This is a genomic window from Mesorhizobium sp. A623 (assembly GCF_054489405.1).
This window is the reverse complement of record NZ_JBTMXB010000012.1, coordinates 62,271-78,493: the sequence shown is the minus strand read 5'-3', so window position 1 is coordinate 78,493 and position 16,223 is coordinate 62,271. Positions and strand designations below refer to the sequence as shown.

The 16,223-nt window shown below is 62.2% G+C and carries 18 protein-coding genes; 10 read left to right on the top strand and 8 right to left on the bottom strand.

Going from position 1 to position 16,223, the window contains the following annotated elements; genetic code table 11:
* Window positions 1–3: 3 nt before the first annotated feature.
* From ACX3P1_RS14480 to hisG, 3 genes are read left to right on the top strand one after another with little or no spacing between them, the layout of a single operon-like run.
* Complete coding sequence (locus ACX3P1_RS14480) at window positions 4–369, top strand: VOC family protein (RefSeq protein ID WP_459080290.1); 366 nt, start codon at window positions 4–6, stop codon at window positions 367–369.
* Entirely contained in the window at window positions 366–1,487 is a 1,122-nt protein-coding gene (locus ACX3P1_RS14475) for an ATP phosphoribosyltransferase regulatory subunit (protein WP_459080289.1), read from the top strand. The genes ACX3P1_RS14480 and ACX3P1_RS14475 overlap by 4 nt, the downstream gene beginning before the upstream one ends.
* Window positions 1,484–2,182, top strand: coding sequence for an ATP phosphoribosyltransferase (hisG, locus tag ACX3P1_RS14470; protein WP_459080288.1), 699 nt, complete (start codon window positions 1,484–1,486; stop codon window positions 2,180–2,182). The genes ACX3P1_RS14475 and hisG overlap by 4 nt, the downstream gene beginning before the upstream one ends.
* Before the next feature lie 6 nt (window positions 2,183–2,188).
* On the opposite strand, the gene ACX3P1_RS14465 is transcribed toward hisG, so the two are convergent.
* The 3 genes from ACX3P1_RS14465 to ACX3P1_RS14455 form a co-directional block, all read right to left on the bottom strand.
* Window positions 2,189–2,956, bottom strand: a complete 768-nt coding sequence (locus tag ACX3P1_RS14465) for a class II aldolase and adducin N-terminal domain-containing protein (RefSeq protein ID WP_459080287.1) — start codon at window positions 2,954–2,956, stop codon at window positions 2,189–2,191.
* A gap of 86 nt (window positions 2,957–3,042) precedes the next feature.
* A complete protein-coding gene (locus tag ACX3P1_RS14460; protein ID WP_459080286.1) occupies window positions 3,043–3,483 on the bottom strand; it encodes a DUF3995 domain-containing protein in 441 nt (146 codons plus the stop codon).
* Between the two features lie 70 nt (window positions 3,484–3,553).
* The gene (locus ACX3P1_RS14455; RefSeq protein ID WP_459080285.1) at window positions 3,554–4,153 is read right to left on the bottom strand and encodes a hypothetical protein; all 600 of its coding nucleotides are present in this window, start codon (window positions 4,151–4,153) and stop codon (window positions 3,554–3,556) included.
* Window positions 4,154–4,306: 153 nt separating this feature from the next.
* On the opposite strand from ACX3P1_RS14455, the gene ACX3P1_RS14450 reads away from it, so the two are divergent.
* From ACX3P1_RS14450 to ACX3P1_RS14435, 4 genes are all read left to right on the top strand, one after another.
* Window positions 4,307–4,756 carry a hypothetical protein gene (locus ACX3P1_RS14450; RefSeq protein ID WP_459080284.1) on the top strand — a complete coding sequence of 150 codons (450 nt, stop codon included), beginning with the start codon at window positions 4,307–4,309 and terminating at the stop codon, window positions 4,754–4,756.
* Between the two features lie 240 nt (window positions 4,757–4,996).
* Complete coding sequence (locus ACX3P1_RS14445) at window positions 4,997–5,251, top strand: acyl carrier protein (protein WP_459080283.1); 255 nt, start codon at window positions 4,997–4,999, stop codon at window positions 5,249–5,251.
* Window positions 5,252–5,280: 29 nt separating this feature from the next.
* Entirely contained in the window at window positions 5,281–6,489 is a 1,209-nt protein-coding gene (locus ACX3P1_RS14440; protein ID WP_459080282.1) for a beta-ketoacyl-[acyl-carrier-protein] synthase family protein, read from the top strand.
* A 31-nt stretch (window positions 6,490–6,520) separates the two neighbouring features.
* Complete coding sequence (locus ACX3P1_RS14435; RefSeq protein ID WP_459080281.1) at window positions 6,521–7,225, top strand: glutathione binding-like protein; 705 nt, start codon at window positions 6,521–6,523, stop codon at window positions 7,223–7,225.
* 23 nt (window positions 7,226–7,248) lie between these two features.
* Here ACX3P1_RS14435 and ACX3P1_RS14430 read toward each other — a convergent pair whose 3' ends face one another.
* The 3 genes from ACX3P1_RS14430 to ACX3P1_RS14420 form a co-directional block, all read right to left on the bottom strand.
* The gene (locus ACX3P1_RS14430; RefSeq protein WP_459080280.1) at window positions 7,249–7,575 is read right to left on the bottom strand and encodes a hypothetical protein; all 327 of its coding nucleotides are present in this window, start codon (window positions 7,573–7,575) and stop codon (window positions 7,249–7,251) included.
* 54 nt (window positions 7,576–7,629) lie between these two features.
* Window positions 7,630–8,271, bottom strand: coding sequence for a nucleoside triphosphate hydrolase (locus ACX3P1_RS14425; RefSeq protein ID WP_459080279.1), 642 nt, complete (start codon window positions 8,269–8,271; stop codon window positions 7,630–7,632).
* Between the two features lie 76 nt (window positions 8,272–8,347).
* The gene (locus tag ACX3P1_RS14420; RefSeq protein WP_459080278.1) at window positions 8,348–9,433 is read right to left on the bottom strand and encodes a hypothetical protein; all 1,086 of its coding nucleotides are present in this window, start codon (window positions 9,431–9,433) and stop codon (window positions 8,348–8,350) included.
* 144 nt (window positions 9,434–9,577) lie between these two features.
* Between ACX3P1_RS14420 and ACX3P1_RS14415 the strand changes: the two genes are divergently transcribed.
* Window positions 9,578–10,459, top strand: a complete 882-nt coding sequence (locus ACX3P1_RS14415; RefSeq protein WP_459080277.1) for a D-alanyl-D-alanine carboxypeptidase family protein — start codon at window positions 9,578–9,580, stop codon at window positions 10,457–10,459.
* A 10-nt stretch (window positions 10,460–10,469) separates the two neighbouring features.
* Here ACX3P1_RS14415 and ACX3P1_RS14410 read toward each other — a convergent pair whose 3' ends face one another.
* The gene (locus tag ACX3P1_RS14410) at window positions 10,470–11,024 is read right to left on the bottom strand and encodes a TetR/AcrR family transcriptional regulator (protein ID WP_459080276.1); all 555 of its coding nucleotides are present in this window, start codon (window positions 11,022–11,024) and stop codon (window positions 10,470–10,472) included.
* Between the two features lie 151 nt (window positions 11,025–11,175).
* On the opposite strand from ACX3P1_RS14410, the gene ACX3P1_RS14405 reads away from it, so the two are divergent.
* Window positions 11,176–12,414 (top strand): efflux RND transporter periplasmic adaptor subunit, encoded by a 1,239-nt coding sequence (locus ACX3P1_RS14405; RefSeq protein WP_459080275.1) that lies wholly within the window; start codon window positions 11,176–11,178, stop codon window positions 12,412–12,414.
* Window positions 12,411–15,494: an efflux RND transporter permease subunit gene (locus tag ACX3P1_RS14400; protein ID WP_459080274.1), complete on the top strand. Its 3,084-nt coding sequence runs from the start codon at window positions 12,411–12,413 to the stop codon at window positions 15,492–15,494. Before ACX3P1_RS14405 ends, ACX3P1_RS14400 begins: the two co-directional genes overlap by 4 nt.
* Before the next feature lie 192 nt (window positions 15,495–15,686).
* Here ACX3P1_RS14400 and ACX3P1_RS14395 read toward each other — a convergent pair whose 3' ends face one another.
* Window positions 15,687–16,160 (bottom strand): VOC family protein, encoded by a 474-nt coding sequence (locus ACX3P1_RS14395; RefSeq protein ID WP_459080273.1) that lies wholly within the window; start codon window positions 16,158–16,160, stop codon window positions 15,687–15,689.
* Between the last annotated feature and the right edge of the window lie 63 nt (window positions 16,161–16,223).

Sequence of the window (16,223 nt, the reverse complement as noted above, 5' to 3'; positions counted from 1 at the left end):
GCCATGTTGCTCGCGATCGATCACATCCAAATCGCAATGCCGGCCGGCAGGGAAGGTGAGGCGCGCGCCTTCTATCACGGCGTGCTTGGCCTTTCGGAGCGCGAAAAACCGGCCAGCCTAGTCGGCAGGGGCGGCTGCTGGTTCGAATCTGGTCCCGTAAAGGTCCATCTTGGTGTCGACCCGGACTTTCATCCCGCCCGCAAGGCACATCCTGCCTTTGTGGTGGATGGCTTGCGCGAACTGGCCAAGCGCGCGGAAGCCGCCGGCTGCCAGGTCGCAACCGATGTGCAGCTCGCCGGATACGCGCGCATCTTCGTCTACGACCCGTTCGGCAACCGGATCGAACTGATGCAGAAAGTGGCATCATGACCACCCGCCCAGCGATCGCCGCCGATATTGCCAACCTGTTCGCTGCACAAAACACGCACGCGGCCGAGGTGGCGATCATCCAGCCGGCCGATCCGTTTCTCGACATGGCCGGCGAGGATTTGCGCCGCCGCATCTTCCTGACCGAAAGCGAGACGGGGCAGAGCCTTTGCCTGCGGCCGGAATTCACCATTCCCGTCTGTCTCGACCATATCGCCAGTCAGGCCGGCACGCCGCGCCGCTATTCCTATCTGGGCGAAGTGTTTCGCCAGCGCCGCGACGGCGCCAACGAATTCTTTCAGGCCGGCATCGAGGATCTGGGCGACCGCGATATCGCGCAGGCCGATGCCCGTTCCGTCGCCGACGCCCATGCGCTGCTGGCGCTTGTGCTGCCGGGCAGGAAACTGACCATTACGCTCGGCGATCAGTCGGTGTTCGAGGCGGTGCTGGCAGCACTTGGCCTGCCGCGTGGTTGGCGCATGCGGCTGGCGCGTGCCTTCGGCTCCGAGACGATGCTGGAGGCAGCCCTTGCCGATCTCGCCAACCCGCCGCACAACGGGCAACTGACCGGGACGGTGGCAGCCCTTGTGGCCGATGGCGACGCGGCCCTTCTGGCCGGGCATATCGCGCACGGCATGGAGCAGGCCGGGCTGTCAGCTTCTGCCGGGCGCACGCCGGCCGACATCGCGCGCCGCCTGATCGAAAAGGCCGAACTGCGCAGCGTGCGGCTGTCGAGCGAGGCGTTTTCGGCGCTGAAGGCGTTTCTTGCCATCGACGTGCCGCTGGCAGGAGCCGCCCCGGCGCTGGAAAAATTTGCCGCCGATGCCGGCCTGGCGCTGGGCAATGCGTTGGAGAATTTTCGCGCGCGCGCGGAAGCGCTTGCCGGCCATGGCCTGGCGGTCGAAAGCATCCGCTACGACGCCGCTTTCGGCCGGCCGCTCGATTATTACACCGGGCTGGTGTTCGAAATCACGTCGTCGCATGAGGGCGACCCGGTATTGGCCGGCGGCGGCCGCTACGACCGACTGCTCACGCTGCTCGGGGCCAAGACGCCGATCCCCGGTGTCGGCTTTTCCGTCTGGCTCGACCGCGTGGAAGCGTTGAGAGGGGCGGCACGATGATCACGCTTGCGCTGCCGTCAAAAGGCCGGCTGAAAGAGCAGGCGCTGGAAGTGCTGGCCAAGGCCGGGCTTTCCGTCTGCCTGCCGGACGATTCGAGGACCTATCGCGCCCACATCGAGGGTCGCGCCGACATCGAGGTGGCGTTCCTGTCCGCGTCCGAGATTGCCGGCGAAATCGGGCAGGGCGCGGTCGATCTCGGCATCACCGGCGAGGATTTGCTGTGCGAAAACCTCGCCGACTGGGAAAGCCGGGTGGAGATTGTCGCGAGGCTCGGCTTCGGCCATGCCGACGTGGTGGTGGCGGTGCCGGACATGTGGCTGGACGTCGAGACGATGGCTGACCTGGACGACGTGGCCGCCGATTTTCGCCAGCGCCACGGACGCCGGCTGCGGATCGCGACCAAATACTGGCGGCTGACGCAAAAATTCTTTTCGCAAAAGCACGGCATCCAGGTCTATCGCATCGTCGAAAGCCTGGGCGCGACTGAAGGCGCACCGGCCGCGGGTTCGGCCGACATCATCGTCGATATCACCTCGAGCGGTTCGACGCTTCGCGCGAACCATCTGAAAGTGCTGGTCGACGGCGTCGTGCTGCGCTCGCAGGCTTGCCTCGCCGCCTCGCGCAAGGCGCGTAGCACCGACGACGAAGCCCTGCTTCGCGCGGTTGCCGACAAGGTAAAGCTGGCGCTGGAATAGCCCGCGTCAGTTGCGGTAGGCCGGCTCCTGCTCGTCGAGGATTGCTTTCAGTTCCGAAAGGTGACGGTCGGCCTGGCCCGGATAGTCGTCGAGTTCCTTCGCCGTCTTTTCGGCGATTTCGTCGGAAAGCACGCGCAGCGGCCGGCCGGTCCACAACGCCTTGATGTAGGTTTCGGCGGCGCGCTCGAAATAGAACATGCGGTTGAAGGCATCGGCCACGCTATCGCCGATGACGAGCACGCCATGATTGCCCATGACCATTACCCTGATCTTGGGATCTGACAGCAGCGTCGAACAGCGCTCGCCCTCTTCCTCGAAGGCCAATCCGCCATAATGCGCGTCGACGACATGGCGATTGTAGAAGGTGGCCGAATTCTGGTCGATCGGCGGCAGCGTGGAATCGGCCAGCGAGGCCAGCACCGTGGCGTGGATCGAATGCACATGCATGACGCAGCGCGCATGGCGCACATTGCGGTGGATGGCGCCGTGCAGCCCCCACGCGGTCGGGTCCGGCGCATTGGGGCCGGACAACGTTTCAGGATCGTTGGCGTCGATCATCAGCATGTCGCTCGCCTTGATGCGCGAAAAATGCATCTGGTTCGGGTTCATCAGGAATTTCGTGCCGTCCTCGTTGACGGCCAGCGAGAAATGGTTGGCGACCGCCTCATGCATGTTGAGCCGCGCCGTCCAGCGGAAGGCGCAGGCGAGGTCGACGCGCTCTTCGTAGAAGGGCAAATTGCTCAGCGGTTCGGTCTGCAGGCGGGCGATGCTCATCGAAAAATCCTCCGTGGTAGCGCCAAGAGTGCCGTGGGCAGCCCGCGCGCGCAACCGCTTTGCGTTGGCACAGGGCTATGGCTGGTTCAGGCAGGAAACCGTGCGATGGAAAGCGTGATGAATCCGGCCCCGAGCAACAGGCACAGCGGCGAGAAATAGCGGACATCGTTGGTTGCGAAAGGCTGCTCCGGCGTCAGCCGGCGCCACGCCGGCGTGAAGCCGGCAATGCCGCGCGCAAGGAAGACCAGTCCGATAAGAAATGCCGTGATCGCCAGTCCCTGCAGCGCAAAAGGCGTGGCAAAGACGCCCATCAGCGCCATCGGCCACAAGGTGGCAAGGCCAAGGCAGGCGGCCACCGCGAAGCAGGCGGCGGGCGTCGGCATCTGGTCGACGCCGCGAAAACCGCCGACGGCGCGGGCGCAGGACGCCGCATCCGTTCCCGGCCAGATGCCGCCGATGCCCCAATGGACATGCAGCGTGGTGACAAGCAGCAGGACGAAGGAGAGCGCGAAGGCGAGAACGATCATGGACGGAGCCCGTGGCATTCATGAATGACGGCTATTTCCTAGAACATTCTGCATCGCGACCCAATGCCCATCAGGAGATGGTGTCGAAGAGCCGCAGGATCCACCACGCCTGATAGGCCAGCGCGAATGCGACGAAGGCGATGTGGTAGCGCTTGTCCCGTACGAGGATCGCGATGATGCACAGGGCGACGAAAACCGGCGTTCGGATCAGATATTCGTGGCCGAAGCGGGCGAAATGCGCTTCGCCTTTCAGCAGCGTATCGACCACGTCGAGCAGATAGGTCGCGGCAAGCAGGCCGAAGAACCACGCGCGGCGCGCGTAAAAATAGTCCTCGTAGCCGCGATAGTCCTGCATGCTGTCTGGAAACAGCAGCGCGCACAGCAGGAACAGCACGACGGCGTAGCCGATGACGAACAAATATTTTCCGAAGGTCCAGTTGTCGACCTGAAAGAGGCTGAATTCCCACCACCAGAAATGAACGAGCATCAGAAGGACCGACGCCACCCAGGCCAGATGTACGGGATAAAGCAGGTACTGCTTGGGGTGCTGCACGATACGCGCCAGCCCTGAGAGCAGGCGGGTAACGCCGAGCCCGATCACCATGCCCATGACGATGCGGATATGCGGAAAGATATCGTGCGCCGAAACCGCCGCGTCCTGGACCGCCATCTGTCCCTCGCTTGTGCAAGAATCAATCGTATGCGGTTTCAATGTGCATGCCTCACGTCCTATATGGAACCATGCAAGCGAGCTTCCGTTTGCGTCTGGACACGAACGCAACTGAAAAGGAGCGGACATTTGCGTCAATTTGGATTGAATTTAATGCTGGCGCTGCTGTTCGGTGGTGCGCTGATCTCCCCCGCTTCAAGCCAGGGGCTGACCGGGAATGAGGCCGTCGAAAGCATTACCGGAGACTCGGACATCCGCCAGGAGGAAACCACGACCTCGGCAGAAGAGCAGAAGGTGCTGGCGGCCATCGACAACACCGTGCAGAACACTAGTACCGTCCGCAAATTGTCGGCGGTCAAGCATGTCGATATCGTGTTTCTTGCCGATGCGGCGCGCGCGCAGGGCGTGCCTTCCCCGAAGATCGAGGCCAAGCTGAAGGATCACGCCAGCGAAATTGCGACACTTCGCCAGGAGCTGGAAGCCAATGCGCTTCTGTTTCATGCCGTCGATTCGCGCCGGGTGATGACCAAGGACATACTGGCCGTGGAATTTCCCGATTCTGACCGCGTCGTCGTCTACGCTGCGGGTAAACCGGCCAACTGACGCATGGGAAGGCGAGCAGCGCAGTGACAGCGGGTTTGCAGTCCCTGTCGCCCCGGCAACCGATTGTGGATATATCGCTTGTTGCCTCTCACCGTTTCGGTTTCTATAGAAGGACATGGTGGCGCTCACCGGCATCCGGCGGGAGCGACAATGGCGACCAGGCTCGATTGAGCAGGCGAGCTTGATGAGCAGGAATGCGTTGCCAGGTCGGCACCCGGAAAGAAGTGAGAAAGGAACCGAATGGCTGACGAGTTGGCGACGGAAATCATTGCAAGGATCAAGACGCACGCCGAAGAGGGTGGCGAGGAGATCACGTCCGCTACCGAACTGACCGCGCTCGGTATTCATTCGCTTGAACTGACCGAGATCATTTTCGATCTTGAAGAAGATTACGGTATCGAAATCGAAATGAACACGGTCGATGCCTGGAGCAATTTGAAGAACGTCGGCGACATCGTCGAGGCGGTTCGCGCCCTGATCGCTAAAAAAGCCTGATTGCCGTAAAGCCCGAGCGAGAGTTCCCCATGCACCACCGCGTCGTCATCACCGGCCTTGGCGGAATTTGCGGGCTTGGCACCGATTCCGCCACGATATGGAGCGAGATGCGCGCCGGACGCTCGGCGATCGGAGAAATCACGAACTCGAACCTGCATCAGCTCAAGGTCAGGATCGGCTGCGAGGTCAAGCAGCTTCCCGATCATGGCATTCCTCACAAGCAACTCGTTTCCATGGACCGCTTCAGCCTGCTTGCGGTGATCGCCGCGCGTGAAGCCATGCGGCAGTCGGGGCTCGTTGGGGGCGATGTCGATAGCTACAGGATGGGTGCGGTCGTCGGCGTCGGCATTTGCGGCTGGGAAGCGATCGAGGAAAATTATCGGGCGATCCTGCTCGAAGGCAAGAACCGCGCCGGCATCTTTACCGTACCCAAGGTCATGCCGGGTGCGCCGGCGGGCCAGATCAGCATGGATCTCGGACTGCGCGGGCCGGTTTTCGGCGTCACCTCCGCCTGCTCGTCATCCAACCACGCCATTGCCTCGGCGGTCGACCAGATCAGGCTCGGACGCGCCGATGTCATGGTTGCCGGCGGCACCGACGCCCCCCTGTTATGGGGCATCCTGAAGGGCTGGGAAGCGTTGCGCGTTCTGGCGCCGGATACGTGCCGTCCCTTCTCTGCCGATCGTCAGGGGCTGGTGTTGGGCGAAGGCGCCGGCATGGCTGTGCTGGAAAGCTATGAACATGCTGCCACCCGTGGCGCGACCATCCTTGGCGAGGTGGCGGGCGTTGGCCTGTCGGCGGATGCATCCGATATCGTCGCGCCCACCATCGAGGGGCCGGAGAGCGCCATGCGGGCCTGCCTGCACGACGCCGGGTTCAACCCGCAAGACGTCGACTATCTCAATGCCCATGGCACCGGCACCAAGGCCAACGACCAGATCGAAACCGCCGCGATCAAGCGCGTATTCGGCGATCATGCGAAGAAATTGTCGGTTTCCTCGACCAAATCCATGCATGCGCATTGCCTCGGTGCTTCCGGCGCGCTGGAAATGATCGCCTGCGTCATGGCGATCCGCGAGGGGCTGGTGCCGCCGACCGCCAATTACCGGGAACCGGACCCCGATTGCGACCTCGACGTCACGCCGAACGTCGCCCGCGAACGCCCGGTACGCACGGCCGTCAGCAACGCCTTCGCCTTCGGCGGCACCAACGCCGTGCTCGCCTTCAAGGCCGCCTGACGCGTCTCCCGCGCGACATTTAGGAGCTTTTATGACCGATCTTTCCGCGTTTCCCGTAGCCACGCGCTGGCCGGCAAAGCATCCGGACCGTCTCCAGCTTTATTCGGCAACCACGCCGAACGGCGTCAAAATCTCGATCCTGCTGGAGGAACTCGAGATGCCCTACGAGGCGCACTACATCGATATCGGCAAGGACGAGACCTGGACGCCGGAATTCCTGTCGCTCAATCCCAACGGCAAGATCCCTTCGATCATCGACCCGGACGGGCCGGGCGGCAAGCCACTGGCGCTGTTCGAGTCCGGGGCGATCCTGCTCTACCTGGCGGAAAAGACCGGCAGGTTTCTGCCGGCCGATGCCGGCCTGCGCTACGAGACGATCCAGTGGGTGTTTTTCCAGATGGCGGCGATCGGCCCGATCTTCGGCCAACTCGGCTTCTTCCATAAATTCGCAGGAAAAAATATCTCCGACAAGCGCCCGCTCGAACGCTATCGCGTCGAATCCCGGCGTCTCGTCGGCGTCCTGGAAACGAGGCTCACCGGCCGCACATGGATCATGGGTGACGATTATACGATCGCCGACATCTCGATGCTGGGCTGGGTGCGCAATCTGATCGGCTTTTACGAAGCGCGCGAACTTGTCGGCTTCGACGACTTCCCCAATGTCGCGGCCTGGCTGGAGCGTGGGCTTGCCCGCCCAGCGGTACAGCGCGGCCTCACCATTCCGGCGAAAGCCTGACGTGCCCTAATCGGCAGATCAGTTTATTTGGTTTTTGATTTGCCTTCGCCACCCTTGCCGACCACCGAGGCGGCAAGCTTGGCGGTCGCCACGACGGCTCCCGTCGCGACCTGGGCGATCTTGGTGGCAAGCGATGGGCTGCTTTTAGAGCTTTTGGCGCTCTTGGATGCAGGTTTTGCCGCAGGTGCGGCACTCTTCTGCGCCGGTGTCACTTTCCTGGGTGCTGCCTTGCCAAAAGCCGCAGGCTTTGCCGCGTCCCTGGAACGCTCCGCGATGGCGGCTCCGGCCCCGGTCTTGGACTGCACGGATGCGGTTTTTTTCGCCGCGGGTTTCTTCGCCTTGGTTACCATGGGTTCTCTCGTTATCGGCAAGATTGCCGTCTCACCCATAACGACCCGAAAGTCTTAAAGTTCCTGTATGGCCGGCTCGGCAGGGATGCCGACCTCCAGGTCGGCCACCCGCCGGCGCGCCAGAACACGCTCTATATTGGGCATGTCGTTCGAGGCGATCCAGGCGCGGGCGTCTTCATCGGAGCGGCCATGCTCGCGCCAGCGCGCCATCAGCCGGCGCTCGAGTTCCCCACGCTCGACACCCACGAAAATCGAGAAATCGAACAGCGGCGCCAGCCGCGACCACGGTTCCTCGTCGAGCAAAAGGTAGTTGCCTTCGACCAGTATGAATTTGACGTCTTTCGAGACAATGGCTGCGGCGGCCCGCGATAATTCCATGCCGCGGTCGAATACGGGAATGGCGATGTCCGGTTCGCTTGCGCGGATGCGCTTCAGGAGCGCTTCGAAGCCGGCGAAGTCGAACGTCTCGGGCGCGCCCTTGCGGGGTCGCAAGCCGCGCGGAACGAGCACGGTGTCGTCGTAATGGAAGCCGTCCATGGGCACGACTTCGCAGAGGCCCTCGGGCAGCAGTTCGCGCAGGCTGGCCGACAAGGTCGATTTCCCGGAGCCCGGCGGCCCGGCGATGGCGACGACGAACCGCTGCGCCGTGCTGGCCCGCTTGAAGATGGTAGCCGCGATGTGTGCGATTTCAGACATGGGCGATCCACAGTTCTGTCCGGCCATCTTGCCGACATCTTCCCCAAAATTCAACGCGGCAGGGTGCGGAAGGGTTTCAACCGGTCTTTAGAAAATCGTCGTCGAACGGAATTTGAAGCGTCGAGTCGCCGGGAAACGCCAGCAGCAGACAGCCGGATTGGGCCGAAACCGTATGCGGCGGCTCGCTGCCCGAAAGCGGCAATCCCCCGATAATCTGGCGAAACGCCACGCGTCCGCCCAGATCGAACGCCGTCGCAATCCCTTCCCGTTTCAGCCAATTGTCGCCGATCGAGGCGGCGTGGCCGATTGCCGTGCGCCCATCCTCGATGCCGAGAACGCCGCGATGGCGTCCTCTCCACGGCGCATAGTCACGCCCGCCATTGCTGATCCACAGCATGGTTACGGGCAGTTCCGCCGGATTTTTCAGCACCAGCACCAGGTCGCCTTCGTCCTTGCGCGCTACGGCGGTCCAACCCGGCCCGCCATGATCGGCCTCGACCAGCGTGACGAAATCCTCATGCCGCCGGTCCATCCGGTATTCGGTGAGGTCGGTTGTGCCGCCACCTGCATCGGGAAAGCGCGTGAGATCGGCGGTCTGGGCCGGGTAGGCCAGCAGAAAGCGGCCGCGTTCAGGGTCGGGCTCCAACGGATCGCCGGGTGTTGCCGCCAGCCGCTTCGGCGAAAACGACAGCCTGCCGCCGCCTTGCATGACCGTCATGGTGTGATGGGCGACTGAAATCGCGCCCGAACCGCCAGAAAACACATGCTCCTGATACAGGAAAGGGTGGCCGTCGCGCAAAGTGAGGATTTTCTCGACGCCGGCGCCCATGACCTTGCGGCGCAAGCGAAAACGCGCGCGCCAGCCATCGGCAAGCGCGGCACTCTCGATCAAATCCCAGCCGCTGTTGGCCGGCCAGCCATGCAGCGGCGCTTCCTCGACATCGCTGCGCGAAAACGGCGCGCACAGGAAATCGCCGGACAGCCGCACCACGCCCTCGGGCAGGTTTTCCGGCAAAAGCGCCTCCGGCTCATCGATCCAGGGCGCGCGATGCAGCGGCCGCAATGTCCTGCCGCCGGCATCGATGGCCATGTCGGCAAGGTGGCCGACGCTCAAATCCACCGACACCGCAATGCCTTTTGCCTCGATCGTAACCGTGTCCATGGCACCCTCGATTCGCTTTTATTGTAGGAGAGCCTTTCCGGCGTGCCCGACGCAAGCGGAATAGCCATTAACCAAATGGACGTGGGGCAACGGTTACTGTAGACACGTCCCGCCTCAGCAACAGCATGCCGAAATAGAAAAATCTTGAGCCTTTTCTCCCTCATCCAGAAATGCCTCGTCGCCATCGCCCTTCTTGGGGCGGTCACCGGCTGCACGACAATGACGCCGCCCGACCAGGTGCTGACGGTGCCGGCACCGGCCGGAAAATACGCGGCCATCGTCGTCGATGCGAAGACCGGCAAGCAACTGTTCGAAGTGAATTCGACCGCGCAGCGCTATCCCGCTTCGCTGACCAAGATGATGACGCTTTATCTGCTCTTTGAAGCGCTGGATTCAGGCCGCGTCACCAAGGATACGCAAATTCCGGTTTCGGCCCATGCCGCCTCGCAGCCGCCGACCAAGATGCGGCTGAAAGTCGGCGAGACCATCGACGTTGAGACGGCGATCCATGCACTGACCGTAAAGTCGGCCAACGACGTGGCCGTGGCGGTCGGTGAGTTCCTTGGCGGCAGCGAGGAGGCGTTCGCCGGCATGATGACCGCCAAAGCGCGCCGGATCGGCATGCGCAACACCGTCTTCCGCAACGCTTCCGGCCTGCCCGACGATGCGCAGCACACGACCGCGCGCGATATGGCGGTGCTGGGCATGGCGCTGCGCCAGCGCTTCCCGCAATATTATCGCTACTTCTCGACTACCGATTTCATGTTCCGCGGCAAGTTGATCCGCGGCCACAACGACATGCTCCGCAGCGTCCGCGGCGTCGACGGCATCAAGACCGGCTATATCCGCGCATCGGGCTTCAACATCGTGACCTCCTACGACGCCGACGGCCGACGTATCGTCGTTGTGGTCATGGGTGCCGACAGCGCCCGCGAACGCAACGCACACGCAGAAGCACTGCTTCGAAGGGCGCTTTCGCCCTCGCCGGGCGATACAAGACTGGTTTTTGCCGATCAGCAGCCCTGATTGCGTCTCGTCACAAAGCTACCGCCGGCGAACCGGCAACCGATAGCAGCGATGCAACGAGGGTGTCGCGTTCGTCCCGCGACAGGATATCGGAATCGAACAGGTTCATGCTGCGCAGGCCTTCGATGGCGAGATAGCAGATCAGCAGCGCGTCCTTGCTTGGCGTTTCCGCCTTGAGACGCTGAAACAGTTGCAGGCGAAACGCCTTGATCGGGTCGAGGAATTCCGGATCCTCGGCGACGGCTGAAAATATCCATGAAGCCGAAGGCTTGGTCTCCTCGCATTCCCTCGCCGCCAGCTTGATATAGATGGAAAGCAGGTTCTCTCCGCTGGTATTGTCCGCGCGCGCTGTTTCCAAAGCATGCTCGAATTCGGTCAGGTAGCGTTCCACCAGCCCCTGCATCAGCTTAGCCTTGGTCGGGAAATTATAGAGCAACCCGCCCTTCGAAACGCCGGCACGCAAGGCAACGGCATCGAGCGAAAGGCTTCCCGGCCCCGCCTCGGCTGCCACATCGGCGGCGGCGTCAAGGATTTTCTCGCGCGAGTTGGTTCTTGGCAGTTTCATTGCGTTCTCCAGCTTCCAAGTACCTAAACCCAATTGACAAGACCGTCCAGACGGTACAGTAAGCGCCGGAGAATTTTCAGGCCGACATGCCGCGAAGACGTTCGCCCGCATTTTTCGCCATCAAAGCTCAATTCGACCGAGGGGACTTTTCTTGATCAAGCGCTTCATCATCGCCTTCGTCCTGCTCGTGCTCATTGGTGGCGGCATCGTCGGCTTCAACATTTTCCGCGACAACGCGATCAAGCAGTATTTCGCGACCATGAAGCCGCCGGCAGCGACGGTTTCGACCACGGTCGTCAAGCCGATGGAGTGGACACCGGGCGTTGAGGCGATCGGCACGGTCAGCGCCGTGCGCGGCGTCGACCTGACGGTGGAAACCACCGGCATCGTCAAGGAAATTCTTTTCCAGGCGAACCAGAAGGTGGAAGCCGGCGCCGTTCTCGTCCAACTCGACGATGCGGTTGAACGCGCCGATCTCGATGCGCAAAAGGCGCAGGCAGCTCTCGACCAGACGTCTCTGACGCGCGCCATCGAACTTCAAAAGCGCGGTGTCGGTTCAGAAGTCACACTGGACACGGCCAGGGCCACCGCTTCGGCCTCGGCGTCCCAGGTGACCAAGCTTGAAGCCGTTCTCGACCAGAAGCAGTTGAAAGCACCCTTTGCCGGTACGGTCGGCATCCCGAAAGTCGACCTTGGCCAATATCTGGCGCCGGGCACCGCCGTGGTGACGCTTCAGGATCTGGACACGATGCGGGTCGACTTCACGGTTCCCGAACAGCAGCTTGCGCTCGTTACGATCGGCCAGGCCGTGAAACTCGGCACGGGCGGCGAAGACATGCCTTTCACAGGCACCATTCGCGGCATTGATCCGAAAATCGATCCGACGAGCCGGCTGGTCACGATCCGGGCCGAGGTCGCCAATACGGAAGGCAAGCTGACCCCCGGTCAGTTCGTTCAGGTGCGCGTTGAACTGCCGGCGGAAAAGAACGTGCTGGCGCTGCCGCAGACGGCGCTCACTTCCAGCCTTTACGGCGATTTCATTTTCGTGGTGCATCCGGCCGACGCGAAGCCGGAGGCAAAGCCGGCGGACGCCGGTGAAGCGGCACCGGCTGCTGCTGCCAAGGAGGGCGCCGCCAAGGAGGGCGAGGCCAAGGATGCCGCCGGTGAGGCTGCAAAGCCGGCGGCTGAAGGGCCGGACCTGGTGCTGTCGCAGGTATTCGTCACGCCGGGACGCCGCAACGGCGACGTGGTTGAAATCCTTAAAGGGCTGGCCGCTGGCGACGAGGTGGTCACCGCCGGCCAGAACCGGCTGTCCAACGGCATGTCCGTTCATGTCGACAACACCATCGACCCGACCAAGCCCGCCAACCCGCAGGCAGCCGCGCAATGAGTATTTCCGACATATTCATCCGCCGCCCGGTCCTCTCGACCGTGCTGGCCTGCATGATCCTGCTTCTCGGGTTTCAGGGTATCTTCAATCTGTCGATCCGGCAGTATCCGAAGGTCGATGAGACGGCGATCACCATCACGACCGCCTATCCGGGCGCCAGCGCCGACCTGATCCAGGGGTTCATTTCGGCGCCAATCGCGCGCGCCGTTTCCTCCACCGAAAATGTCGATTACGTCACCTCGCAGAGCAGTCCCTCTGTGAGCACGGTCACCGTGCAGATGAAGCTCGGCTCCAACCCGGACGTGGCGCTGACCGAAGTCCTGTCGAAAGTGCAGGGCGTTCGCGGCACGCTGCCGACCGAAGCCAAGGACCCGGTCATCGTCAAAGGTACCGGCCAGCAATTCGCGATGATGTATCTGTCGATGCAGAATCCGAACATGACGCCCGAGCAGCTCACAGAATATATCGAGCGCGTCGTGCGGCCGCGCATGACGACGGTTGAAGGCGTGGCCGACGTGCAGATATTCGGCGCCGCCGATTATTCGATGCGTGTCTGGATCGACCCGATCAAGCTGGCCGCACGCGGCATGACGGCGACCGACGTGCTGACGGCGATCAACAATTCGAATTTCCTGTCCGCGCCCGGCAAGGTCGAGAACGAATATGTCGTCTCTTCCATCACCGTGCGCTCGACGCTGCAGACGCCTGAAGCCTTCGCCCAGCTTCCGCTTCAATCCAAGGACGGCAATGTGGTGCGGTTGCGCGACGTGGCGCGGGTGGAGCTTGCGGCCGAAAGCACCGACACGAGGGTCAATTTCAACGGCAAGCCGGGCACCTTCCTCGCCATCTTCCCGACGCCAGCGGCGAATCCCCTGAGCACGGCGGAAGCGATCCACAAGATCGTGCCGTCGATCCAGGAAACCCTGCCCAAGGGCATGACTATTGTCATCGTCTATGATTCGACTGAGCAGATCAGCGCGTCGATCGATGAAGTGTTCAAGACCATCGCCGAGGCCGTCGCCATCGTCGTCGTTGTCATCCTGCTTTTCCTCGGCTCGTTCCGCTCGGTCCTGATGCCGATCGTCACGATCCCGCTGGCGCTGATCGGGGCTTGTTTCCTCCTCTATGCCGTCGGCTATTCGATCAATCTGTTGTCGCTGCTGGCCATGGTGCTTGCTATCGGCCTTGTCGTCGACGACGCCATCGTGGTGGTGGAAAACGTCCACCGGCACATGGAAGAGGATCACATGTCGCCGATGCAGGCGGCGTTCAGCGGCATGCGCGAAATTTCCTCGGCCATTGTCGCCATGACGCTGACGCTGGCTGCGGTGTTCGCGCCGCTTGCCTTCACCGGCGGCTTGACCGGTGCGCTGTTTCGCGAATTCGCCGTAACGCTGGCCGGTGCGGTGGTGCTGTCCGGCATCGTCGCCATCACCATCACGCCGATGATGGCGGCCCGCCTTCTGAAGGCAGGGACGGGCAGCCGTTTCCAGCGCATCGTCGACAGTACTTTTTCGCGCGTCGAGCATGGCTATGAGAAGCTGGTTAGCGGGTCGCTGAAATATCGCCCGGTAACGCTGATGATCGTCGCAGCGCTGGTTGCGCTGACGGGCTTCATGTTCGTCAACACGTCCAGCGAGCTGGCGCCGGAAGAAGACCAGGGCTTCCTGCTGTCGCTGGTGACCGGGCCGCGCTACGCAACGGCCGACTATACGGAAACCTACGTCAACCAGATACTGGACCTGGTGAAGGACGTGCCGGAAACACGCGCCTTGTTTGCCGCCACAGCCTTCGGCGGCGCGACCAACAGCGCTTTCGTCGGCTTTGCCTTCAAGGACTGGGCCGACCGCACCCGCTCGCAAAAAGAATTGCAGGCTGACATTCAGGGCAGGCTGTCCAATGTCGCAGGCGTCGAGGCTTTCGTGTTCGCGCCACCGACCTTGCCGGGGTCCGGCGGCGGCCTGCCGATCTCCATGGTGGTGCGCTCGACTGGTGACTCCAGCCAGGTCTATGAGGCTGCCGAGCAGATCAAGAACAAGGCGCAGGCTTCCGGGCGCTTCATCGTCGTGCAGAATTCGATGTCCTTCGATGCGCCGCAAGTCACGGTAACCATCGACCGCGACCGGGCCGCGGCGCTCAATATTCCCATCGCCGACATCGGCCGTACGCTGACGCTTCTGGTCGGCGGCGCGGAAGTGGCGCAATTCGACCGCGATTCCAACAGCTACGACATCATTCCGCAGGTGCCGCAGGAGTATCGTAACAATCCCGAGAAACTGGGTGACTTCTTCGTGCGCAGCGCTGCCGGCGACATGGTGCCGCTGTCGTCGGTGGTGAAAATATCCAACAACGCCTCTCCCGCCGCCATCGAGCAGTTCAACCAGTTGAATTCGGCGACGATTTCCGCGCTGCCGGTGCCCGGCGTCACGACAGGCGACGGTTTGAAAACGCTTGAGGACATCGCCACTGAGAGCCTGCCCGACACCTTCTTCGTCGATTATTCCGGCCAGTCGCGGCAGGAGAAGGAGCAGGGCAATACCATCCTGATTGCCTTCGCGGCGGCCATTCTGGTGATTTATCTGGTGCTTGCCGCGCAGTTCGAAAGCTTCCGCGATCCGCTCATCATCATGATGTCGGTGCCGCTGTCGATCTTCGGCGCCATCGTGCCGCTCAACCTCGGGCTAGGTACATTGAACATCTACACGCAGGTCGGCCTTATCACCCTCATCGGGTTGATAACCAAGCACGGCATCCTGCTTGTCGAGTTCGCCAACCAGCAACGCGAAGTTCACGGCATGCGACGGCGCGACGCCATCATCGCCTCGGCCAAGGTGCGCCTGCGTCCGATCCTGATGACCACAGCGGCCATGGCGCTTGGCGTCCTGCCGCTGATCACGTCGAGCGGGGCGGGTGCTGCGGCGCGCTACTCGATGGGTCTGGTGATCTTCACCGGCATCCTGATTGGCACGATGTTCACGCTGTTCGTGGTTCCGATGTTCTACACACTGATCGCCAGCAAGGACCTTCCGCAACATGCGGAAAAGCCGGACCCGAAACTGATGCCGGTCGCGGCCGACTGACCGGTTAGCAAACCCACGCGGCGTCATCCTCGGCCTTGTGCCGAGGATGACGCCGCGTAAACAGGCGACGACGCTGACGATTGGCAAAGAGCCGATAGAATTTCGTCATTCCCGATCTCGTGAGCGACCGGAGAGTGTCGGGAATCCATGCCTCGGCGCCGAAAATGCACCGAGGCATTCAAGGCGTCGAAGCTAGCCCTTTGCCGCTTCCTCGAGCTTGGCGACGTCGATCTTGACCATTTCCATCATCGCCTTCATGACGCGGGCGGCCTTGTCCTTGTCGGCATCGTTGAGAAGCCTTGGCAGGATTTCCGGCACGACCTGCCACGAGACGCCGAACTTGTCCTTTAGCCAACTGCACTGGACCTCCTTGCCGCCGTCGGCGGTCAGTTTATCCCAGAAATAATCGACCTCTTCCTGGTCCTTGCAGTCGATGGACAGCGAGATCGCCTCGGTGAAGTGGAATTCCGGCCCGCCGTTCAGCGCCTGGAACGCCTGCCCGTCGAGTTCGAACGTCACCATCAAGACGCTGCCTTGCTTGTCCGGTGCCTCCTTGCCCCAGCGCAGGACCTGGCCGGCCTTGGAATTCTTGAAGATCGAGACGTAGAAATTCATCGCGTCTTCCGCCTGTCCGTCGAACCACAGGCATGGGGTGATTTTCTGCATTTTCCGCTCCTTGACGTTGATCCCGCTTGATCGAAACCGGCTCCCGCTTCGGCGGCCGGCATC